We start from the raw sequence: 16,861 nt of genomic DNA on the forward strand, positions 1-16,861 counted from the left end.
AGGATGATGTTATGAGCCAAAGAGTACAATCCTACCAATCCAATCAGCCCCAATGGGAAAGAACAGCATCTGTTCGCTCAAAGCCTAGGCGATTATTAACAGATGAAGAAAACCCAGGGTTTTATTTTCCCCCCGAGCAACAAATGTTATGTGTTCATCCGCTGGTTGAAAAGATGGGTACGGAAGTGAAGGAAACAATTTTAATCCATTCCCTTTACAAGTATCTCAATGATATTGCTAACATTGAAAAAGACATCATTAATCAAACAGCTTATAAAATTACTCAAAATGATTATTTTATCGATTTACCAAGAGACATAAGACATGATGCGCTGTCAGTAATCATCGATGAGAGCTATCACGCCTATGTCGCACTAGACTTTTTGCAACAGGTAGAGGTAAAAACCTCGATATTAGCTCTTGATTTGCCAAAAGATACGGCACTATCTTATGCAATAAAAAGCATAAAAGCTGAGCTACCAAAGCAATATATCGAAAATTTTGAATTAATAGCTACCTGTATCGCAGAACATGCGCTTACAAATGACCTAATTGCTGTATCAAAGTCACAAAACATTTCGCGAACATTTTTCTACATTATGAAAGATCATGCACAAGACGAGGGCAGACATGCTCGCTATTTTGAATATTTGCTAGCTATTTTTTGGGAAGCTTTGCCAATCGAGCAAAAAGAAATCATAGGTTCATTCCTACCCAAATTAATCCATCAGTATTTTAATCCTGCAATTCAAAAAACTTACGATGAACAAATCCTGAAATCTCTAAATATATCACCCGAAAAAATTCAAATCATCTTAAGCGATACGCATGACGGATGGTCTGATCACCTAATCAATCAAGAGAATATCATTGCCAAACAAATGATCAATCTTTTAAAGCGCACTAAGGTTATAGAGACGCAATCTGTTAAACAAGCTTTTGAGTCATTTTTGTTGGTTTAAAGAATCTTTTTACCTATTGAGAGGCAAAAAAATTCTTTAAACACTCTATTGTTGTAAGGATGTTCAATGCAAAATTTCAATATCTCAATCCAAACAAACGACCCTAAATTTATTCCTATCCTATTTAATGTTAATGCTTTAGGTCATAGAGTCACCATTTGCACCCAATCAGAAGAAATTATTAATTTTTGTAGCAATGAACTTATCGATTTTGTAAATAAAACAAATAGTGAACCTTATGATATTATCATCGCAAGCACAGCCTCAAAAGATCTTTTTAATCAAAACACATATGTAATTACCCCTTCGCTAAGTGCAGGGGATTTTGACTCCCCCATAGTGCCTGGCGCTTGCGTGTACTGGACTCTCTATAAACCCGATAATGAGGCACAAACATTTGGACATTACATTGCAAAGGAAATATGTGAGACCGATGAGATAATTCATTCACTGCAAGAGTCAATGATTGAGCTGATTGTTAACTGGTCCAGAAATGAATCGCTCCCCCCTTTACAACAATGTACTGCTGTTACAGATATTAAAACTACATATACTTTTGAGCTTAATGCCAATTTGCATGACGCATTAACAACATTAATGCATCGTTATTTTGATACTGATACATGTTTAATGCGCGCAAAGCACGCACTGAACTGGGCTCATTTAGATGGTACTTACGATGTTAAAAAACCTGCCAGTAAGGACTTTGAAGAGCCTAACTTATTTATTATCCATGCAAATACAAACACGATAACAGAAAAAATTGAAAAGCCAGATGCTCTACTATTTTTAAAGATAACTGCTTCAGGACCGGAATTCAACTTATATTCAAACGATATACGGTTCAAGAATCTACTTGAACACATGGCAGCCATTATTAATACTAACGACCCAACTATTGACATTTTATCCACTGATGAGCAACAAAAGATTCGAAGTTTTAATCGTCCAAAAGTAGATTTACCCCAAATCTCCATCATAGAACAATTTGAAAGAATAAGGTTACAATTTCCTGACCAAATCGCTATCGTATTCAAAGACGAACAATGGACTTATAAAGAGCTTGATAATTTATCAGATCGGATCTCATTTTACTTAAACTCGTTAAAATTATCCATTGATAGTCCTCTGCTTATCGCCATGGATCGCCACCCGCTTACGATTGCAACCATCTTGGGTGTTCTGAAGGCGAACTGCTGCTACGTACCAATCGACCCATCTTATCCTGCTGAGCGAGTAGTCGCTATGGCCAGAGATACCAATGCATTATATTGCTTAAGTACCACATCAGATATAAACCATTTCAAGATTGATAAAACGCAAGCAAAAATCATTTATATCGATGAAATCCTTGTAGCAAAATATGCATACCAACTTAATACAAAGCAAACATATCCCAAAGCATCAGATTTAGCATACATTATCTACACATCTGGCAGCACTGGCACCCCTAAAGGCGTAATGATTGAGCATAGAAACGTTATTAACCTGGTTTTTGCTGAAACAGAAGTATGCCAGATATCAGTTTCTAGCCGAATTCTAAATATCGCTTCATTAGGTTTTGACGCTGCTGGCTGGGATATTTATGGTGCATTGCTTAATGGGGGAACCTTATATATAGCCCCCAAAGAAATCCATACTTCGCCCGATGAATTACACCAATTCATTAAAAATGAACAGATTTCACTCGCAACATTGACGCCAGCAGTATTGGCATTGATGCCTCGTGAGGCTATTGACTCACTGAAGACTTTAGTAGTTATGGGAGATGTTTGCCCTCGTGATGTCATGGAATTTTGGGGCAGTTCTGTTCGACTTTTTAATGGTTATGGACCTACAGAGGCAACCATTGGTGCCACCATGTCCGAATTTAAACCCGATAAAAATTCGACCTGTATTGGTAAACCCATGTTGAATTATGAAGCTTATGTGCTTGATGAACATTTAAACATGCAACCCTTGGGTATTAAAGGCGAGCTTTACATTGCAGGTTATGGCCTGTCTCGCGGATATTTTAACAATCCAGAACTCACTAGAGAGCGCTTTATATATCATAAATTTAAAGGCGATTTAGCCCCTACCCGATTATATAAAACGGGGGATTTAGCATGTTGGAATAATAATGGATCATTAGAATTTATTGGTAGAAAGGATTATCAAGTCAAAATAAGAGGGATTCGACTTGAGCTTGGAGAAGTAGAAATTGTCTTGGAGAAAAAACCGGAAGTACAACAAGCGCTAGTGATAACTGGTGGTGAGGATGGAAATAAACACCTTATTGCTTACGTTACCCTACATGATAATATGCAAACTACAAAAAGACATCTGCTGGATTATTTAAAACATTATTTTCATCCCTCCGTACTTCCCCAATCGATCATGATCCTGGATGCATTTCCAATTAATGCTAATGGCAAGATAGATCGTAAAAACCTGCCTACCCCGATCTACGATGTATTTGAGAGACAAGAAGTTGAAGAGCCAAGCACTTTTCAAGAGAAAGCAATTTTAGCGATTATCCAATCGCTTCTGCAGAAACGCGCCATTTCAATTAAACAAAATATATTTGAAATAGGCGTGCACTCTCTAATTGCCGCCCAAATTGCCGCACGTATTAATGAGCAATTCAAAATAAAATGTTCAACGCGCGATGTCTTTGAGAAACCAACAGTTTATGATCTGGCCTTAATGGTTCGATCTCGCTCAAAGACCGATGATGAATGGACCATCCCTATAGTTTATAAACGAAAAGGTCCCTTAACCCCTTCACAGAAAAGATTATGGTTTTTGCATGAACTAAACCCTGCCAATACAAGCTATAATCTACCCTTTGCCATTGAATTAAATGGTCCACTTCAAATTGATTTATTCAATCAAGCATTTGATACGATGGTTCAAAAACATGAATCGTTTCGATTGATATTTAATCAAGAACATGGGATACCCTATCAAGAAGCACTTGCTCATTTTTCTTATGAAATCCCAATAATTTTAGTCAATTCTAGTGAACTAGATGCAACTTTAACTCAGTATTGCCAACTTACATTTTCATTAAAAGATAAACCACCCTTTTTTGCTGCTTTATTTAAATTAGAAGAGCAAAAACATGTATTCTTTATGGTAAAGCACAACATTATTACAGATGCATGGTCAGAAGGAATTATTATTTCGGAGTTGGCAAGAACCTATGAAAAACTCCTAAATAATGAGGCAGTGGTGAAACATCAACAATCACCACAAATTATCGATGCAGCCTTTGTTATTCATGAATATTTAAACTCGAAATCAATGGATGAGAGCTTTACTTATTGGACTAAAAAATTAGAACATGCCAAATGCTTCGATTTTCCAACTGATAAGGCAAGACCTATTCATTTGAAAGGACTTGGTTATAGGTATCGTCATGCGTTTACCAAAATTAATCTGGAAAAATTAAGACGATTAGCACAATCAAATCTAGCTACTCCATTTATGCTGCTTGTGAGTGCATTAAACGTTTTTATGGCAAAATATTCTGGACAAACAGATATCATTTTAGGGACTGCGTTAGCTGGACGTGATATCTCTGATTTAGAACAGATGACAGGTTTTTTTGTAAATACACTGCCTTTAAGAACTTGCTTTTCTGATAATGATACGTTTACTGAAATATTAAAACTGACGCGCTTGACCTGTATTGAGGCCTATGAGCATCAGAACCTGCCATTTGAAAGTATTGTTGAGGCAACACGGGCCGAACGAACTATCAATAAAAACCCTTTATTCCAGATTATGGTAGTTTTACAAAATGCGGATGAGAGCCAAATCCCTTCCTTTGGTCCAATAAAAACCAAACGAAGGTTGGTGCAAACCCATACTTCGATGTTTGATTTAGTATGGAATTTCTCTGAAGATAGTGAGCTTTTAACTCTTGAATTGGATTATTCTACAGAACTTTTTGAAGCAAAAAGTATTGAAAGACAAGTAACTAATTTTGAGAATTTGCTTGCTTATATACTTGAATATGAGGATACCGTTTTTAAACAACTGCCTATTGTTTCTGAGTATGAGCAACAGGTCATTAGTCAATTCGAGCATGGTTCCAAATATCAGTTGCCTTCGCTATCCATAGTGGAGCAAATTACAAAGCAAGCAGAACTAACACCTGAGTATATTGCCTTACGTGTTGGAGATAATGTTTATACCTATCGGTCTTTATTAAATCATGTAGATCTATTGGCACGTGGTATTCAATCAAAAATAAGAGATAGCAACCACCACATCGGTATTTTAATGGATCGCAATGAACACATGGTTTTTGCCATCCTAGCCACATTAAAAACTGGAAATGTTTATGTACCTATTGACCCAGATTATCCCAACGAGCGTGTACAACTCATGTTGGAAGACTCTAAAGTTTCTATGGTAATTACCGAAAAATCTCCGTTTTCATTTAAAAAAGTACCCTATTTTTCAACTCAGGATTTATTAGATGCTGGAGCCAATCAAGTTTTCAAACCGGTGGCTATTGGACCTGAAAATTTAGCATATATTTTATATACTTCAGGTAGTACTGGCCACCCAAAAGGTGTGATGGTAACACAACAAAATCTAGCTAATCTATGTATAGATTTTGTTAATCGATTGTCATTTGATAAGTCTGATCGTTTTTTAAGTATCACGACCATAAGCTTTGATATTTTTGGTCTGGAATTATATTGTCCACTCATAGCAGGAATTGAGTTGGTAATTTGCAATCAGGATATTGCCAGAAATCCAGTATACTTAGTGAATTATATTAATGAAATTCAACCATCGCATATGCAGGCTACACCTACAATGTGGTCGATGATTGCAGACCACATTGCAATTAAAAATACCTTTACAGTGCTGTGTGGCGGTGAAGCAATGTCGAGCTCATTGTTATCCCGGCTACAACAGCGCGCCACTAAGATTTTCAATGTCTATGGGCCGACAGAAACAACCATCTGGTCAACTGCTGCAGAACTTAGCTCAGAAAAGACTATTCACATCGGCAAGCCTATTAGCAATACCAATTGTTATGTTCTGGATGATGCCAAAAATAAACTCCCAATTGGTGTATGGGGTGATTTATATATTGGTGGTGCAGGTGTTGCAAAAGGTTATTGGAATCGAGAGGAACTAACACAATCAGTATTTGTTATAGTTAATAACGAACAGGTTTATAAAACGGGCGATAAAGCAAAGTGGGATGCTGATGGTAACTTGGTTTATGGCGGACGAGCAGATAGTCAAATCAAGTTGCGTGGGCATCGAATTGAACTTGGAGAAATTGAAGCAGCTATCATGTCTTGTATATCTGCCGAACAAGTTGTTGTCGCAGTACAACCTATCCAGAATGATAAAGTTTTAGTGGCATATTTGGTTTTCAAAGCACAGAAGCCAATGTCGCTTAGTGTGGATGAGTTAAGAGTTCGTTTAGAAGATAAACTGCCATCTTATATGATCCCATCTGCTTTAGTCGAACTGGCAGCCATTCCACTTACACCCAATAAAAAAGTGGATCGAAAAAAACTACCTATCCCTGATAGGGAAAATGCCAGCTCAGATGCACGTTATGTTCCACCTGCTACTTCATTTGAGGCAGAATTACAGACTATTTGGCAGAACGTGATGAAAATGAATAACCTAAGCGTTGTTGAAAGTTTTTTCAGTTTAGGTGGACACTCTTTACATATTCCGCAAATTGTATCCAATATAAATTCTCTGCATAATACGTCGCTAACTGTTAGAGACTTTATCCTGCACTCTACTATTAGAGATTTAGCTGCTTATTTAAACACTTACATTACTAACCAAGAGGATCTGAAGTGAATAGTATCAAAGTACCATTATGGATTATCGTATTAATTGTTGCCCTACCGCAACTTAGTGAAACTATCTATACGCCTGCATTGCCAGCGCTAGCACAAGGGCTTCATATTGATGAACAATTAGCTCAATGCACCCTGACAACCTATCTCATCGGATTTGCCTTTGGGGTGCTATTATGGGGTCGATTATCTGATCGAATAGGCAGAAAACCTGGGCTTTTATGTGGTTTAAGCGTTTATATGGTAGCGTCTATCGCATGTTACTTTAGCACCTCTATTGAGATGTTGCTTGCTATGCGGTTTTTACAAGCCTTTGGTGCAAGCGTAGGTTCGGTTCTCGGTCAGGCTATTGCACGTGACGCGATAAAACCAGAAGACAGGGGTCGTGCTTTTTCTATTGTAAGTATTGCAATGGCATTCGCTCCAGCTATTGGGCCGGTTATTGGCGGGATTATTACTCAATATACAGAATGGACATCAGTGTTTTTAGTACTCTGTGTTTTAGCAGGTCTTATATTTATTCAGATCCAATTGTTTCTCCCTGAAACAAATCTACAACGGGGTGTAGCTCCTGCAAATGGTAGCTTATTTTGGTCCTGCTTAACACAAATGATACGCGATCCACGGCTTTTAGGTTTTGGGGTCATGGTTGGAGGCGTGAATGGAATCCTGTTTGGCTATTTTGCTGAATCCCCATTTTTTTTCATAGAATCGTTAGGGCTAAGCAACACAACCTTTGGAATGTTAGCCTTCGGAATTTGTTTTCCTCTTGCATTAGGAGGCGCCATTTCAAAAAAATTGCATGCTCGAGGCTATAGCGCCGATAACATAATTTGCTATGGTATTAGTGCTATTATTTTAGGAGCTCTTTTATTCTACGGGTTAACAACAACTTCTGTGATAAATGCTTCTATGCCGCTAGTCTCTATAACAATATCTTTGGCTTGTATATTCATTATTATGAGCGGCATCACCATGATTATTCCTAATTGTTTAAGCCAGGCTTTACAGGATTATGGTTCCTATGCTGGTACCGCAGCTTCTATTTTTGGCTTTTATTATTACCTGCTGATTTCTCTGTTTACGGGGGTTATGGCGCTTATACACGACGGTAGTCTAAAAGCATTACCATTATTCATCTTAGTAATCTCAGGCATCATGATGTCAGTTTACTGCATGGTTATTATGCCTAAGGGTGCTGCCAAAGAGGTGGTGTAAAGCACCTCCGTCTCGCGAAAGCAGGAATCCATCATTCCACAGCATCTCATTTTGCTATGCAGATGGATTCCAGTTCGCGATATGATAGAGGTTAATGTATTTTCTTATATTTAGATGTAGGTGGCGCGTTATGAAAGAACAGTTAATGACTATTTTGGCAGCAAACGGTGCTGTTTTAATTGTTCCAGGATTAAATTTCACGCTCCTAACACGATATGCTCTGCAAAACGGATTTAGAGCCGCGATTCAATGCACTTTAGGTATAACGCTTGCGATTGCAGTGCATGTGCTATGTTCGATGCTTGGCTCATATCAATTGCTCTCTGCGACCCCTAAATTGTTCAAAGCAGTGCAAATTGCAGGTGCATTTTATATCTTTTACTTAGCAACAACGATTTTTTTAAGGATACTAAAAAATAAACCCGTTGCAGCAGATTGCGCAGCCAAAATAGAGAGACCCCTACTCCAGGGCTTGATGATTGATTTATTAAATCCCTTTGTAACTATCTTTTACATTAGTCTTTTTGCATCACTGATAAGCTCAAACACTACTTCAATGGATATGTTTACTTATCTGGGATTCATTCTAGCTATTACTTTTATTTGGTTTTCATTTATATCGGTTGTTTTTTCGCGAGCCATTATTCGGGATTATTTTTTAAAAATGAGAACAGTAATTGAACTCACTTCCACAGGCATTCTTTATTATTATGCTCAGCATTTGTTGGTTAGCTCTTGATTTTACATAGAGTACTCGGTAAATATCACACTCAACTGCTCGGCCTGCGGAATATGTTCTCCTTCATAAGTACGATACTCAAACGACTGTGTTGTTTTATTTTGCCAAAATTCTTTGGTTTCCAAAGAATGACAGCGCATATCATTTACGGCATTAACGATGCTTATCGGGGTTTTGGTGAGGCTCATCATTCCCAATTGCATGGTCTTTAAAATACTCCGATCTTTTTGCATTAACTCTTTTAAATAATTCAAGAAATCTTGTTCAAAGAGTTCCTTATATTCATCAATCAATGATTCTAACCAGCCATCACAATTGAGGGATATCATGAGCTTGCTTTCACTGCAAACAGAAACCATTATGAGCCGCTCAACCCCAATACCATAATAATGCTCAAGAAATTGTGCAATATGAAATGCGATGTAGCCTCCCATACTAATACCACAAAAAACCAGAGTTTTATTATTAAGCCCCATATCAGATAACAGTTGCAATATCGTCAAACTTAACTCTCGAAACGAATGAGGCTCAAGCGAAAACTCCTGGTTGTAACGTCCGGGATATTCAATAACATACAGATCATACTCAGTACTAATGTAGGGGGCAAAGGAATAAAATAAAGATCCTATCCCCCCTGCATAAGGAAATAGTACCATCGCTTTTGGTTTTGCATCTTGTCTTATAGATATTAATTTAGTCAAAATATCACCTTATGGCATCATCCATATCAGCTGCATTAGTTTAGTGTCCATCCATAAATAGGACTATCCCCCCCTCTTTTTTAAACTGACATCAAAATAGAGAATTAAGCAACCACATCAATCTGCCTTGGTGTTAATTTCACTAATAGCCATGTTGGGTCATTTATATATTAATAAGGCCAAAGACTTCGAGCACACCTCTATGCTTGAGCAATCGTACTAAATTAATATCGATTAAGCCAGTCAATTATTAGCTGATGAAAAGATGCGTACTTATGTACCCTTACACGAGTTCTTTGTTGTTAGCAACAGATTATTTACCCCAGCTCAAAAAACATTGCTATTTCGATTCGCTTAGAAAGGGTAATATTAGCCGGTTGAATTTCTTTGTTCAGAATTCTCCAGCTATTTTCAATGAGCAAAAAAATGGTAGACTAGGATTGGTCTTAATAAAAGACCTGGACAGGAAAACAAAAGGCCAAATATTAGATTTATTTAAAGAGACATCTGCAAAAAATAATGTAAAAATTTAGGGCGTACTAAGGATGTTGTCATTCCCCGCGAAGGCGGGAATCCCCCCCCCCGCCTTCATGTTCTTAACTTAATGGCAGCGCCCCCTACTGTTTAACGTAACCTATATGAAGAAATGACTATAAAGAGTAATTATGAAAGAAATTGAATCTTTGGCTACATTAGCCGCACGTGTACTGGCTAAAAATCCTGAATTTTATAATAAACATTTACTTGATTTTGAAGCTGCTTCGCAAGTAGATAAAGAAATTAAAGTCCTGGAATTACAAACGATGCGTCTTTTACAGAAGTTAAAAGCGATTGGTATATACTTTAGTGAGCCAAGAATAATCCTGGAGATTGATCCTCGACCTGCCAATCAAAGCTTGCTTGATGAGGAGAAAAATTTGATTGATGAAGAAATGCGTACTTATAATTTCCCCCATAAGATGACGCTTTTTCCAGCTCGTGCCGCAAGGGATGATAAGGAACAACCAGACAACTTTCTTAAAGTTTTTTTATAAAGATCAGGTCCTTATATGGGCATAGATTTTTCAAGTTACTCTACATCTCGCGAAAAGCATCATCATACTAAAGTTCAGGTCAGATGGGCGCGACTCAACATTATCAATCTTTTATTGAATTCATGCCCATTTCCTGTGACTAAGCGGTTATTTTAATATAGGTATGCTATCAGGATTATCCATAAATAAATTTTTAACTTCATCTGGAGCCAATTCAGCTATGGCGCCGTTTTTTGTTAACCAGCCCATTTCTGCACAAATTGTTCTGGTACGATTATTACTTGCCATACCATGTTCGATTATTTCCTTTAAAGTCCAATTATCCTGCACTTGAGTTTTTCGGAGACAACCAAAAAAACCATTGAGATCCTTATTAAACACTTCCCAGTGTTTTTTTAAAAAATTATCTTTTAAAGAATCTATGGTTTTTTTCCTGCCAATCTCTGCTTGTAACGCTTTTTCCTGGGCCTTTGCTTGTTGTGAGAGCAATTCGGATTCAGTAACAAAACCGCGTAAGGCTTCATAATTTGTTAAAGCAGCACCCATGTCCACAATTTGCTTAAACACGGGAATAATATCACTCACATGATTTAAATCATAAGTAAGAGTTTTTGAGCTAATCCTGAGTGTTTAACATCAAGGTCGTTACCATAAGTTACAGTACTCGATTTGAGTGTTATTTCTTGACCATTTAAGCTAATGATAGTGGCTTTATTTGTCTTAGAGTATGCATCTTTGATCACAGGCGCTTGTGTAACGGCTTTAATTAGTTTAAGCGCCTTATCATCCTCATAGCCCATTCTGTCATGAGCTCTCCAGGAAGTAGGAAAGTTATTTTGCAGATATGAGTAAATTTTTTTGTCGTCACCCATGTTAAGGACATGCACTACGCAACTGACTTTAGCTGTACCTTCTTCTAAAGTTAATGTCTGGTTTTTATCGTCTATTTGCAGTGCCGGTAATTTGATACAAATTGTAATAATACTCAACGTGCAGCCTCAATATTTAATATGTTTTTTATTATATCTTTTTTATCTTAATTTGGTCAATTGGTTTTATTTTATATTAACTAATGCAAATCGCATGGACTCGCGGTCGTAATGGTGACAGAAAGTGTTGGGCTTTTCAGCCCAACCTGCGTTGGATTAGGCGTTTTTATTGAACTATCAAGCGGATAACGCATCCGTTGCCGTCACATACTCATAGCCAAGATCACGCGCTACCGCTTCATAAGTAACCATCCCACGATGGACGTTAAGACCATTCAACAGATGGCCGTCGCTTAACAGCGCCAGTTTAACGCCTTTGGTGACCAGGCTTATGACAAAAGGCAGAGTCGCGTTGTTCAAGGCAAAAGTTGACGTTCTGGGTACTGCACCTGGCATATTAGTCACGCAATAATGCACAACGCCGTCAACGACATAAGTCGGTTCATGATGCGTTGTAGGCCGGCTGGTTTCAAAGCAGCCACCTTGATCAATTGCAACGTCGACAACAACTGAACCCGGGCGCATTGCTTTCAACATTTGCCGGGTGACCAGTTTTGGCGCCGCAGCGCCGGGAACCAATACGGCGCCAATAACCAAATCAGCAGCGGTGACATACTGCTCAACCGCTTCTGATGTGGCATAAATGGTATTTAGCTTCGCGCCGAACTGAAAATCCAGCTCTCTCAAGCGGGGCAATGATTTATCAAGAACCGTTACCCTGGCTTCCATGCCCATAGCCATTCTGACTGCATTGGTTCCCACTACCCCGCCGCCAATCACAACGACATTCGCCGGAGCAACCCCGGGTACACCGCCAAGCAGTACACCGCTTCCGCCCTGGGCCATCTCCAGACAATGAGCGCCAGCCTGAATAGACATTCTTCCGGCAACTTGCGACATGGGGGTTAACAGAGGCAGACCGCCATCATTCTGAGTCACAGTTTCATAAGCAATCGCAGTCACGCCGGATTCTTTTAACAGCCGGGTCTGCTGTGGATCCGGAGCAAGATGCAGATAGGTAAATAAAGTCTGACCTTCTCGCAGGCGTTTACACTCAACAGGTTGTAATTCCTTGACTTTCACAATCAGTTCGGCGCGCTCAAAAAGCTCATCTGCTGTTTCAATAATTTCTGCGCCAGCGGCCCGATATTGTTCATCACTAATCCCAATTCCCAGACCGGCATTGTGCTCAACTAATACGATACCACCAACTTTAATGATTTCACGAACACTGGCTGGTACCAGACCAACGCGGTTTTCTTGTGGTTTAATTTCCTTGGGCACACCTACGATCATAATAACTCCCTTTAATATATAAATCTTCTCCCGATACAGGAGAAGGAAAAAAAGTGTTAGCGCTTCAGTTGTTCTATTAATTGCGGAACTAACTCAAACACATCGCCAACCAGACCATAAGTGGCAATCTGAAAAATCGGCGCGTCAGGATCTTTATTAACAGCGACAATGACTTTTGAATCTTTCATCCCCGCCAAATGCTGGACAGCGCCAGAAATACCCAGTGCGATATACAAGTCAGGAGCAACGACTTTACCCGTTTGGCCAACCTGATAGTCATTAGGCACAAAACCGGCATCAACGGCTGCTCTGGACGCGCCGACCGCAGCGCCTAGCTCATCAGCCAGTTGCTCGACCAGTTTAAATTTTTCAGCGCTTTGCAAGCCACGGCCGCCAGAAACGACAACTTTGGCACTGCCAAGCTCTGGCCGTTCTGACTTACTCAACTCCTGACTTACAAATGTCACTTTACTGTCAGTAAACGCTTTATCCAGAGTTTCAATAGTGCATGGCGATTGGGACGCGCAAGTATTATCAAAAGCCGTGCTTCGAATAGTCAGTACTTTTTTACTGTCCAGCACCTTAACAGTTTCAATGGCATTACCGGCATAAATTGGATGCTCAAACGTATTGCCATCAATAATCCGCATCACATCAGAAACCTGAATCACATCCAGTTTCGCAGCAATACGCGGCATCAGATTTTTACCAAAAGTAGTTGATGCAGCCAGTATGGTGGTGTAGTTGTCGGCAATGGATAAAACAAGCTGGCATAAATTTTCAGCCAGAAAATGACTATAACAGGCATTATCTGCCGCTATCACCTTTGTAACGCCTGCCAGAGCAGCAGCCTGCTCAGCGGCTTTACTGCACTGATAACCAGCTACTAACAGATCCGTAGTTTGATCCAGCTGTCTTGCAGCTGCCAGCGCTGAATATGTCGCAGGACTGATTTGCTCATTGTCATGTTCTACAATCACTAAGGTACTCATGGTTTCTCCTTGGTTAAAGCACTTTGGCTTCGTGCTTTAATTTATCCACCAGAATTTCGACTGAATCCACTTTGATGCCGGCAGCGCGGTTAGCAGGCGCCTGCACTGACAATACCTGGCTATGCTCTTTTAAGTTAAGCTCAAGGCTGTTAAGTTCGAGGATATCCAAACGTTTGCTTTTTGCTTTCATAATATTAGGCAAACTGGCATAACGCGGTTCGTTCAGGCGCAGATCGGTACTGATTACCGCTGGTAAATCAATGGCAATTGTCTCCAGCCCGCCATCAATTTCGCGGGTAACCATGGCTTTGTTGCCTTCCACTTTCACCTGGGATGCAAAGGTTGCTTGCGGCCAATCCAGCAACCCGGCTAACATTTGCGGAGTTTGATTATTGTCGCCATCAATCGACTGTTTCCCCATCAGAACCAAACCCGGTTGTTCCTGAGCGCAGATTTTTTGTAAAATTTTAGCGATATTCAAACTACAAAGTTCTTTTTCGCTTTGTACCAGAATCGCCCGATCAGCGCCTAACGCCAGCGCATGCCTTAAGGTTTCCTGTGATGCAGTCGTACCTATCGTCACAGCGATCACTTCAGTAGCCAGTCCCTGTTCACGCAGCCTGAGCGCCTCTTCCATAGCAATCTCGTCAAACGGATTCATGGACATTTTTATATTCTGTAACTCAACACCAGTCTGATCCGCTTTAACCCGAACCCGGACATAAGGATCAACAACCCGCTTCACTGCTACCAGAATTTTCATAGTTCCTCGCTGAAAATCATTTTTAATCATGCATCTTGCCAGATTTAACAGTGCCAATTCAAGGGGTTAACAGACAGTAAGCGCATAATCTCCGGCAGTCACTCTTCCCGGTTGGCCAGATATTCTGCCAATTGCTCGCCGATTTCAGGATGACGCAAACCAAATTCAATCATCGCCTGCATATAACCCAGTTTGGAACCACAATCATAGCGTTTCCCATTAAACGTGTAGCCGATAATCGTTTCTTGAGGAATCAATTGCTTAATGCCATCGGTAAGCTGTATTTCTCCCCGCTCATCAGGTCCGACCTGTTTTAGCGCATCAAAAATCGAAGGATTAAAAATATATCGCCCCACTGCTGCCAGGTTGGAAGGCGCAGATCGCATATCAGGTTTTTCAACCATTGCAAGGATTTGCGAATAACGTTGCTCCGCATCATCCAGGCTGACTACCCCATAGTTATTGACCTGATGCCAGGGAACAGACTGGATGGCAACCTGGGATTGTCCGTGGAGCCTGAAATGCTCGGTCATAGCGCTAAGACAGGGAATACGGCTGTCATCAATTAAGTCATCGGCAAGCAAAACGGCAAATGCCTCATTGCCAATTACATGCTCGGCGCACAATATGGCATGTCCAAGGCCAAGCGGCTGGTTTTGACGGACATAGCTAAACTCGATGCCAGGCGGAGAAATGCTGCTGACCAGATCCAGCAATTCCAGCTTGGCTTGCTCACGCAACCGGAATTCCAGCTCAAAATTATTATCAAAATGATCTTCAATCGCCCGTTTGCTTGAGCTGGTGATAAAAATCATGTGCGTGATGCCGGCTCGTACCGCTTCATCCACAGCGTACTGAATCAGGGGTTTATCAACTATAGGCAACATTTCTTTGGGATTCGCCTTGGTTGCCGGTAAAAAGCGTGTACCAAGTCCTGCGACGGGAAAAACCGCTTTCTTAACTTGCATGGCCAGATTCCTTCTTGATTACGGGCCGGCCTACTGAGTAATAGCAGGCAAGCTTTGCCGCCCTGACATCTGCCAGATTAAAACAATTTCTGCCGTCAAATATCGGAGCATTTTTTAATTTATACTGCATATCGTGTAACGGAAACTGCTGAAATTGCGGCCATTCAGTCGCAATAATCAGTGCGTCCAGATTGCATTCCAGTACTTCTTCCGCACTATCGCACCAGACAATATGGCTATTATCCGGGAACAATTTTCTCATCGCGGCCATGGCCGCCGGATCATAAACATACAATTGTGCGCCAGCGGTTAATAACGCATTAATCGCAACCAGACTGCTGGCTTCCCGCAAATCATCGGTTCCAGGCTTAAAGGATAATCCCCATACCCCCACTCGCAGACCCGCAAGCTGATGATTAAAATGACGCGTCATCTGGTGAAAAAGCCATTGCTTCTGCCGATTATTAACCGCATCTATCGCCTGAAACAGTGTCGAATCAATCCCTGCGCTATCCGCTGTGCGGGTTATAGCTTTAATGTCTTTAGGAAAGCAGGAGCCGCCATAACCAATGCCGGCCTGTAAAAAATGCGGACCAATTCGAAAGTCCAGCGCCATTCCTGCTCTGATTTCATCGATGTCAGCGCCGTAATGCTCTGCTAACTGGCTAATCTGGTTAATGTAACTGATTTTACACGCGAGCATGGCATTAGCCGCATATTTGGTCAGCTCAGCCGAACGTTGGCTCATGGCAATCAGTGGAATCCCCCGGCTGGTCAGCGGTTGATACATGTCAGCCAGACAAGCCAATGCGGCCTGGTTTCCGCCAATCACAATCCGGTCTGCCTGTAAAAAATCTTTAACAGCCGTACCTTCACGTAAAAACTCGGGGTTAGAGGCAACTTCAAGCGCAGGATTTTTTGCCTTCATCAGCGCTTCGATCTGTGAGCCAGTACCCGGCGGAACTGTAGATTTCACAATAACGCATGCGGAGCCTGTGGTATTTTCAGCAATAAATTCAGCAACCGACATAACTTGAGACAAATCAGCGCTGCCATCAGCTAATGGCGGTGTTCCAGTTGCGATAATATGAATATTCCGGTTAGCCAAAGCACATTCAGGATTGCCGCTGAACAGCAAGCGGCCAGCGTCAATTTGCTCACGTAACAACTGCGGTAAACCATCCTCATGAATCGGGCAAATGCCATTTTGAAGTCCGGCAATCAGGTTCGTATTAATATCAAAACAAATGACCTGATGCCCAAGGCTGGCCAGGCAAGCAGCTGATACTAATCCGACATATCCTGCTCCATAAACAGCAATATTCATAAAAATTCCGGATAAAAGCTCATTATCTTGTAAAAAAG

Annotated in this window: 13 protein-coding genes; 5 read left to right on the forward strand and 8 right to left on the reverse strand. The window is 40.5% G+C overall.

Annotation, left to right across the window (positions count from 1 at the left end; all coding sequences use genetic code 11):
• Positions 1–11 precede the first annotated feature (11 nt).
• The 4 genes from ACFORL_RS01895 (at position 12) to ACFORL_RS01910 (ending at position 8,753) form a co-directional block, all read left to right on the forward strand.
• Positions 12–962 (forward strand): diiron oxygenase, encoded by a 951-nt coding sequence (locus ACFORL_RS01895; protein ID WP_382340546.1) that lies wholly within the window; start codon positions 12–14, stop codon positions 960–962.
• 66 nt (positions 963–1,028) lie between these two features.
• On the forward strand, positions 1,029–6,797 hold the full coding sequence (locus ACFORL_RS01900) for an amino acid adenylation domain-containing protein (protein ID WP_382340548.1): 5,769 nt from the start codon (positions 1,029–1,031) through the stop codon (positions 6,795–6,797).
• Complete coding sequence (locus ACFORL_RS01905) at positions 6,794–8,014, forward strand: multidrug effflux MFS transporter (RefSeq protein ID WP_382340550.1); 1,221 nt, start codon at positions 6,794–6,796, stop codon at positions 8,012–8,014. The genes ACFORL_RS01900 and ACFORL_RS01905 overlap by 4 nt, the downstream gene beginning before the upstream one ends.
• Positions 8,015–8,144: 130 nt before the next feature.
• Positions 8,145–8,753 carry a LysE family translocator gene (locus ACFORL_RS01910; RefSeq protein ID WP_382340553.1) on the forward strand — a complete coding sequence of 203 codons (609 nt, stop codon included), beginning with the start codon at positions 8,145–8,147 and terminating at the stop codon, positions 8,751–8,753.
• Between the two features lie 2 nt (positions 8,754–8,755).
• Here ACFORL_RS01910 and ACFORL_RS01915 read toward each other — a convergent pair whose 3' ends face one another.
• On the reverse strand, positions 8,756–9,454 hold the full coding sequence (locus tag ACFORL_RS01915; RefSeq protein ID WP_382340554.1) for a thioesterase II family protein: 699 nt from the start codon (positions 9,452–9,454) through the stop codon (positions 8,756–8,758).
• A gap of 665 nt (positions 9,455–10,119) precedes the next feature.
• On the opposite strand from ACFORL_RS01915, the gene ACFORL_RS01920 reads away from it, so the two are divergent.
• On the forward strand, positions 10,120–10,488 hold the full coding sequence (locus tag ACFORL_RS01920; protein WP_382340556.1) for a hypothetical protein: 369 nt from the start codon (positions 10,120–10,122) through the stop codon (positions 10,486–10,488).
• Positions 10,489–10,635: 147 nt separating this feature from the next.
• Here the strand turns inward: ACFORL_RS01920 and ACFORL_RS01925 are convergent, their stop codons facing one another.
• The 7 genes from ACFORL_RS01925 to ACFORL_RS01955 all read right to left on the reverse strand — a co-directional run bounded on the left by ACFORL_RS01925 (position 10,636) and on the right by ACFORL_RS01955 (position 16,823).
• Positions 10,636–11,073 (reverse strand): hypothetical protein, encoded by a 438-nt coding sequence (locus tag ACFORL_RS01925; RefSeq protein ID WP_382340557.1) that lies wholly within the window; start codon positions 11,071–11,073, stop codon positions 10,636–10,638.
• Positions 11,074–11,078: 5 nt separating this feature from the next.
• Positions 11,079–11,477, reverse strand: coding sequence for a hypothetical protein (locus ACFORL_RS01930; RefSeq protein ID WP_382340559.1), 399 nt, complete (start codon positions 11,475–11,477; stop codon positions 11,079–11,081).
• Between the two features lie 177 nt (positions 11,478–11,654).
• Positions 11,655–12,773, reverse strand: coding sequence for an alanine dehydrogenase (gene ald, locus ACFORL_RS01935; RefSeq protein ID WP_382340561.1), 1,119 nt, complete (start codon positions 12,771–12,773; stop codon positions 11,655–11,657).
• Positions 12,774–12,829: 56 nt separating this feature from the next.
• A complete protein-coding gene (locus ACFORL_RS01940; protein ID WP_382340563.1) occupies positions 12,830–13,765 on the reverse strand; it encodes an electron transfer flavoprotein subunit alpha/FixB family protein in 936 nt (311 codons plus the stop codon).
• Positions 13,766–13,778: 13 nt separating this feature from the next.
• The gene (locus tag ACFORL_RS01945) at positions 13,779–14,528 is read right to left on the reverse strand and encodes an electron transfer flavoprotein subunit beta/FixA family protein (RefSeq protein ID WP_382340860.1); all 750 of its coding nucleotides are present in this window, start codon (positions 14,526–14,528) and stop codon (positions 13,779–13,781) included.
• A 98-nt stretch (positions 14,529–14,626) separates the two neighbouring features.
• Positions 14,627–15,496, reverse strand: coding sequence for a UTP--glucose-1-phosphate uridylyltransferase GalU (gene galU / locus ACFORL_RS01950; protein ID WP_382340565.1), 870 nt, complete (start codon positions 15,494–15,496; stop codon positions 14,627–14,629).
• Complete coding sequence (locus ACFORL_RS01955) at positions 15,486–16,823, reverse strand: UDP-glucose dehydrogenase family protein (protein ID WP_382340566.1); 1,338 nt, start codon at positions 16,821–16,823, stop codon at positions 15,486–15,488. Before ACFORL_RS01955 ends, galU begins: the two co-directional genes overlap by 11 nt.
• Between the last annotated feature and the right edge of the window lie 38 nt (positions 16,824–16,861).

Origin of the sequence: Legionella dresdenensis, from assembly GCF_042649825.1 — a bacterium.
Taxonomy (GTDB): Bacteria; Pseudomonadota; Gammaproteobacteria; order Legionellales; family Legionellaceae; genus Legionella_C; species Legionella_C dresdenensis.

What these genes read in the sequence shown, in the direction of transcription:
- ACFORL_RS01895 (WP_382340546.1), top strand. Translation starts at nt 12, where the DNA reads ATGAGCCAAAGAGTACAATCCTACCAATCCAATCAGCCCCAATGGGAA.
- ACFORL_RS01900 (WP_382340548.1), top strand. Translation starts at nt 1,029, where the DNA reads ATGCAAAATTTCAATATCTCAATCCAAACAAACGACCCTAAATTTATT.
- ACFORL_RS01910 (WP_382340553.1), top strand. Translation starts at nt 8,145, where the DNA reads ATGAAAGAACAGTTAATGACTATTTTGGCAGCAAACGGTGCTGTTTTA.
- ACFORL_RS01920 (WP_382340556.1), top strand. Translation starts at nt 10,120, where the DNA reads ATGAAAGAAATTGAATCTTTGGCTACATTAGCCGCACGTGTACTGGCT.
- ald (WP_382340561.1), bottom strand. Translation starts at nt 12,773, where the DNA reads ATGATCGTAGGTGTGCCCAAGGAAATTAAACCACAAGAAAACCGCGTT.
- ACFORL_RS01940 (WP_382340563.1), bottom strand. Translation starts at nt 13,765, where the DNA reads ATGAGTACCTTAGTGATTGTAGAACATGACAATGAGCAAATCAGTCCT.
- ACFORL_RS01945 (WP_382340860.1), bottom strand. Translation starts at nt 14,528, where the DNA reads ATGAAAATTCTGGTAGCAGTGAAGCGGGTTGTTGATCCTTATGTCCGG.
- galU (WP_382340565.1), bottom strand. Translation starts at nt 15,496, where the DNA reads ATGCAAGTTAAGAAAGCGGTTTTTCCCGTCGCAGGACTTGGTACACGC.
- ACFORL_RS01955 (WP_382340566.1), bottom strand. Translation starts at nt 16,823, where the DNA reads ATGAATATTGCTGTTTATGGAGCAGGATATGTCGGATTAGTATCAGCT.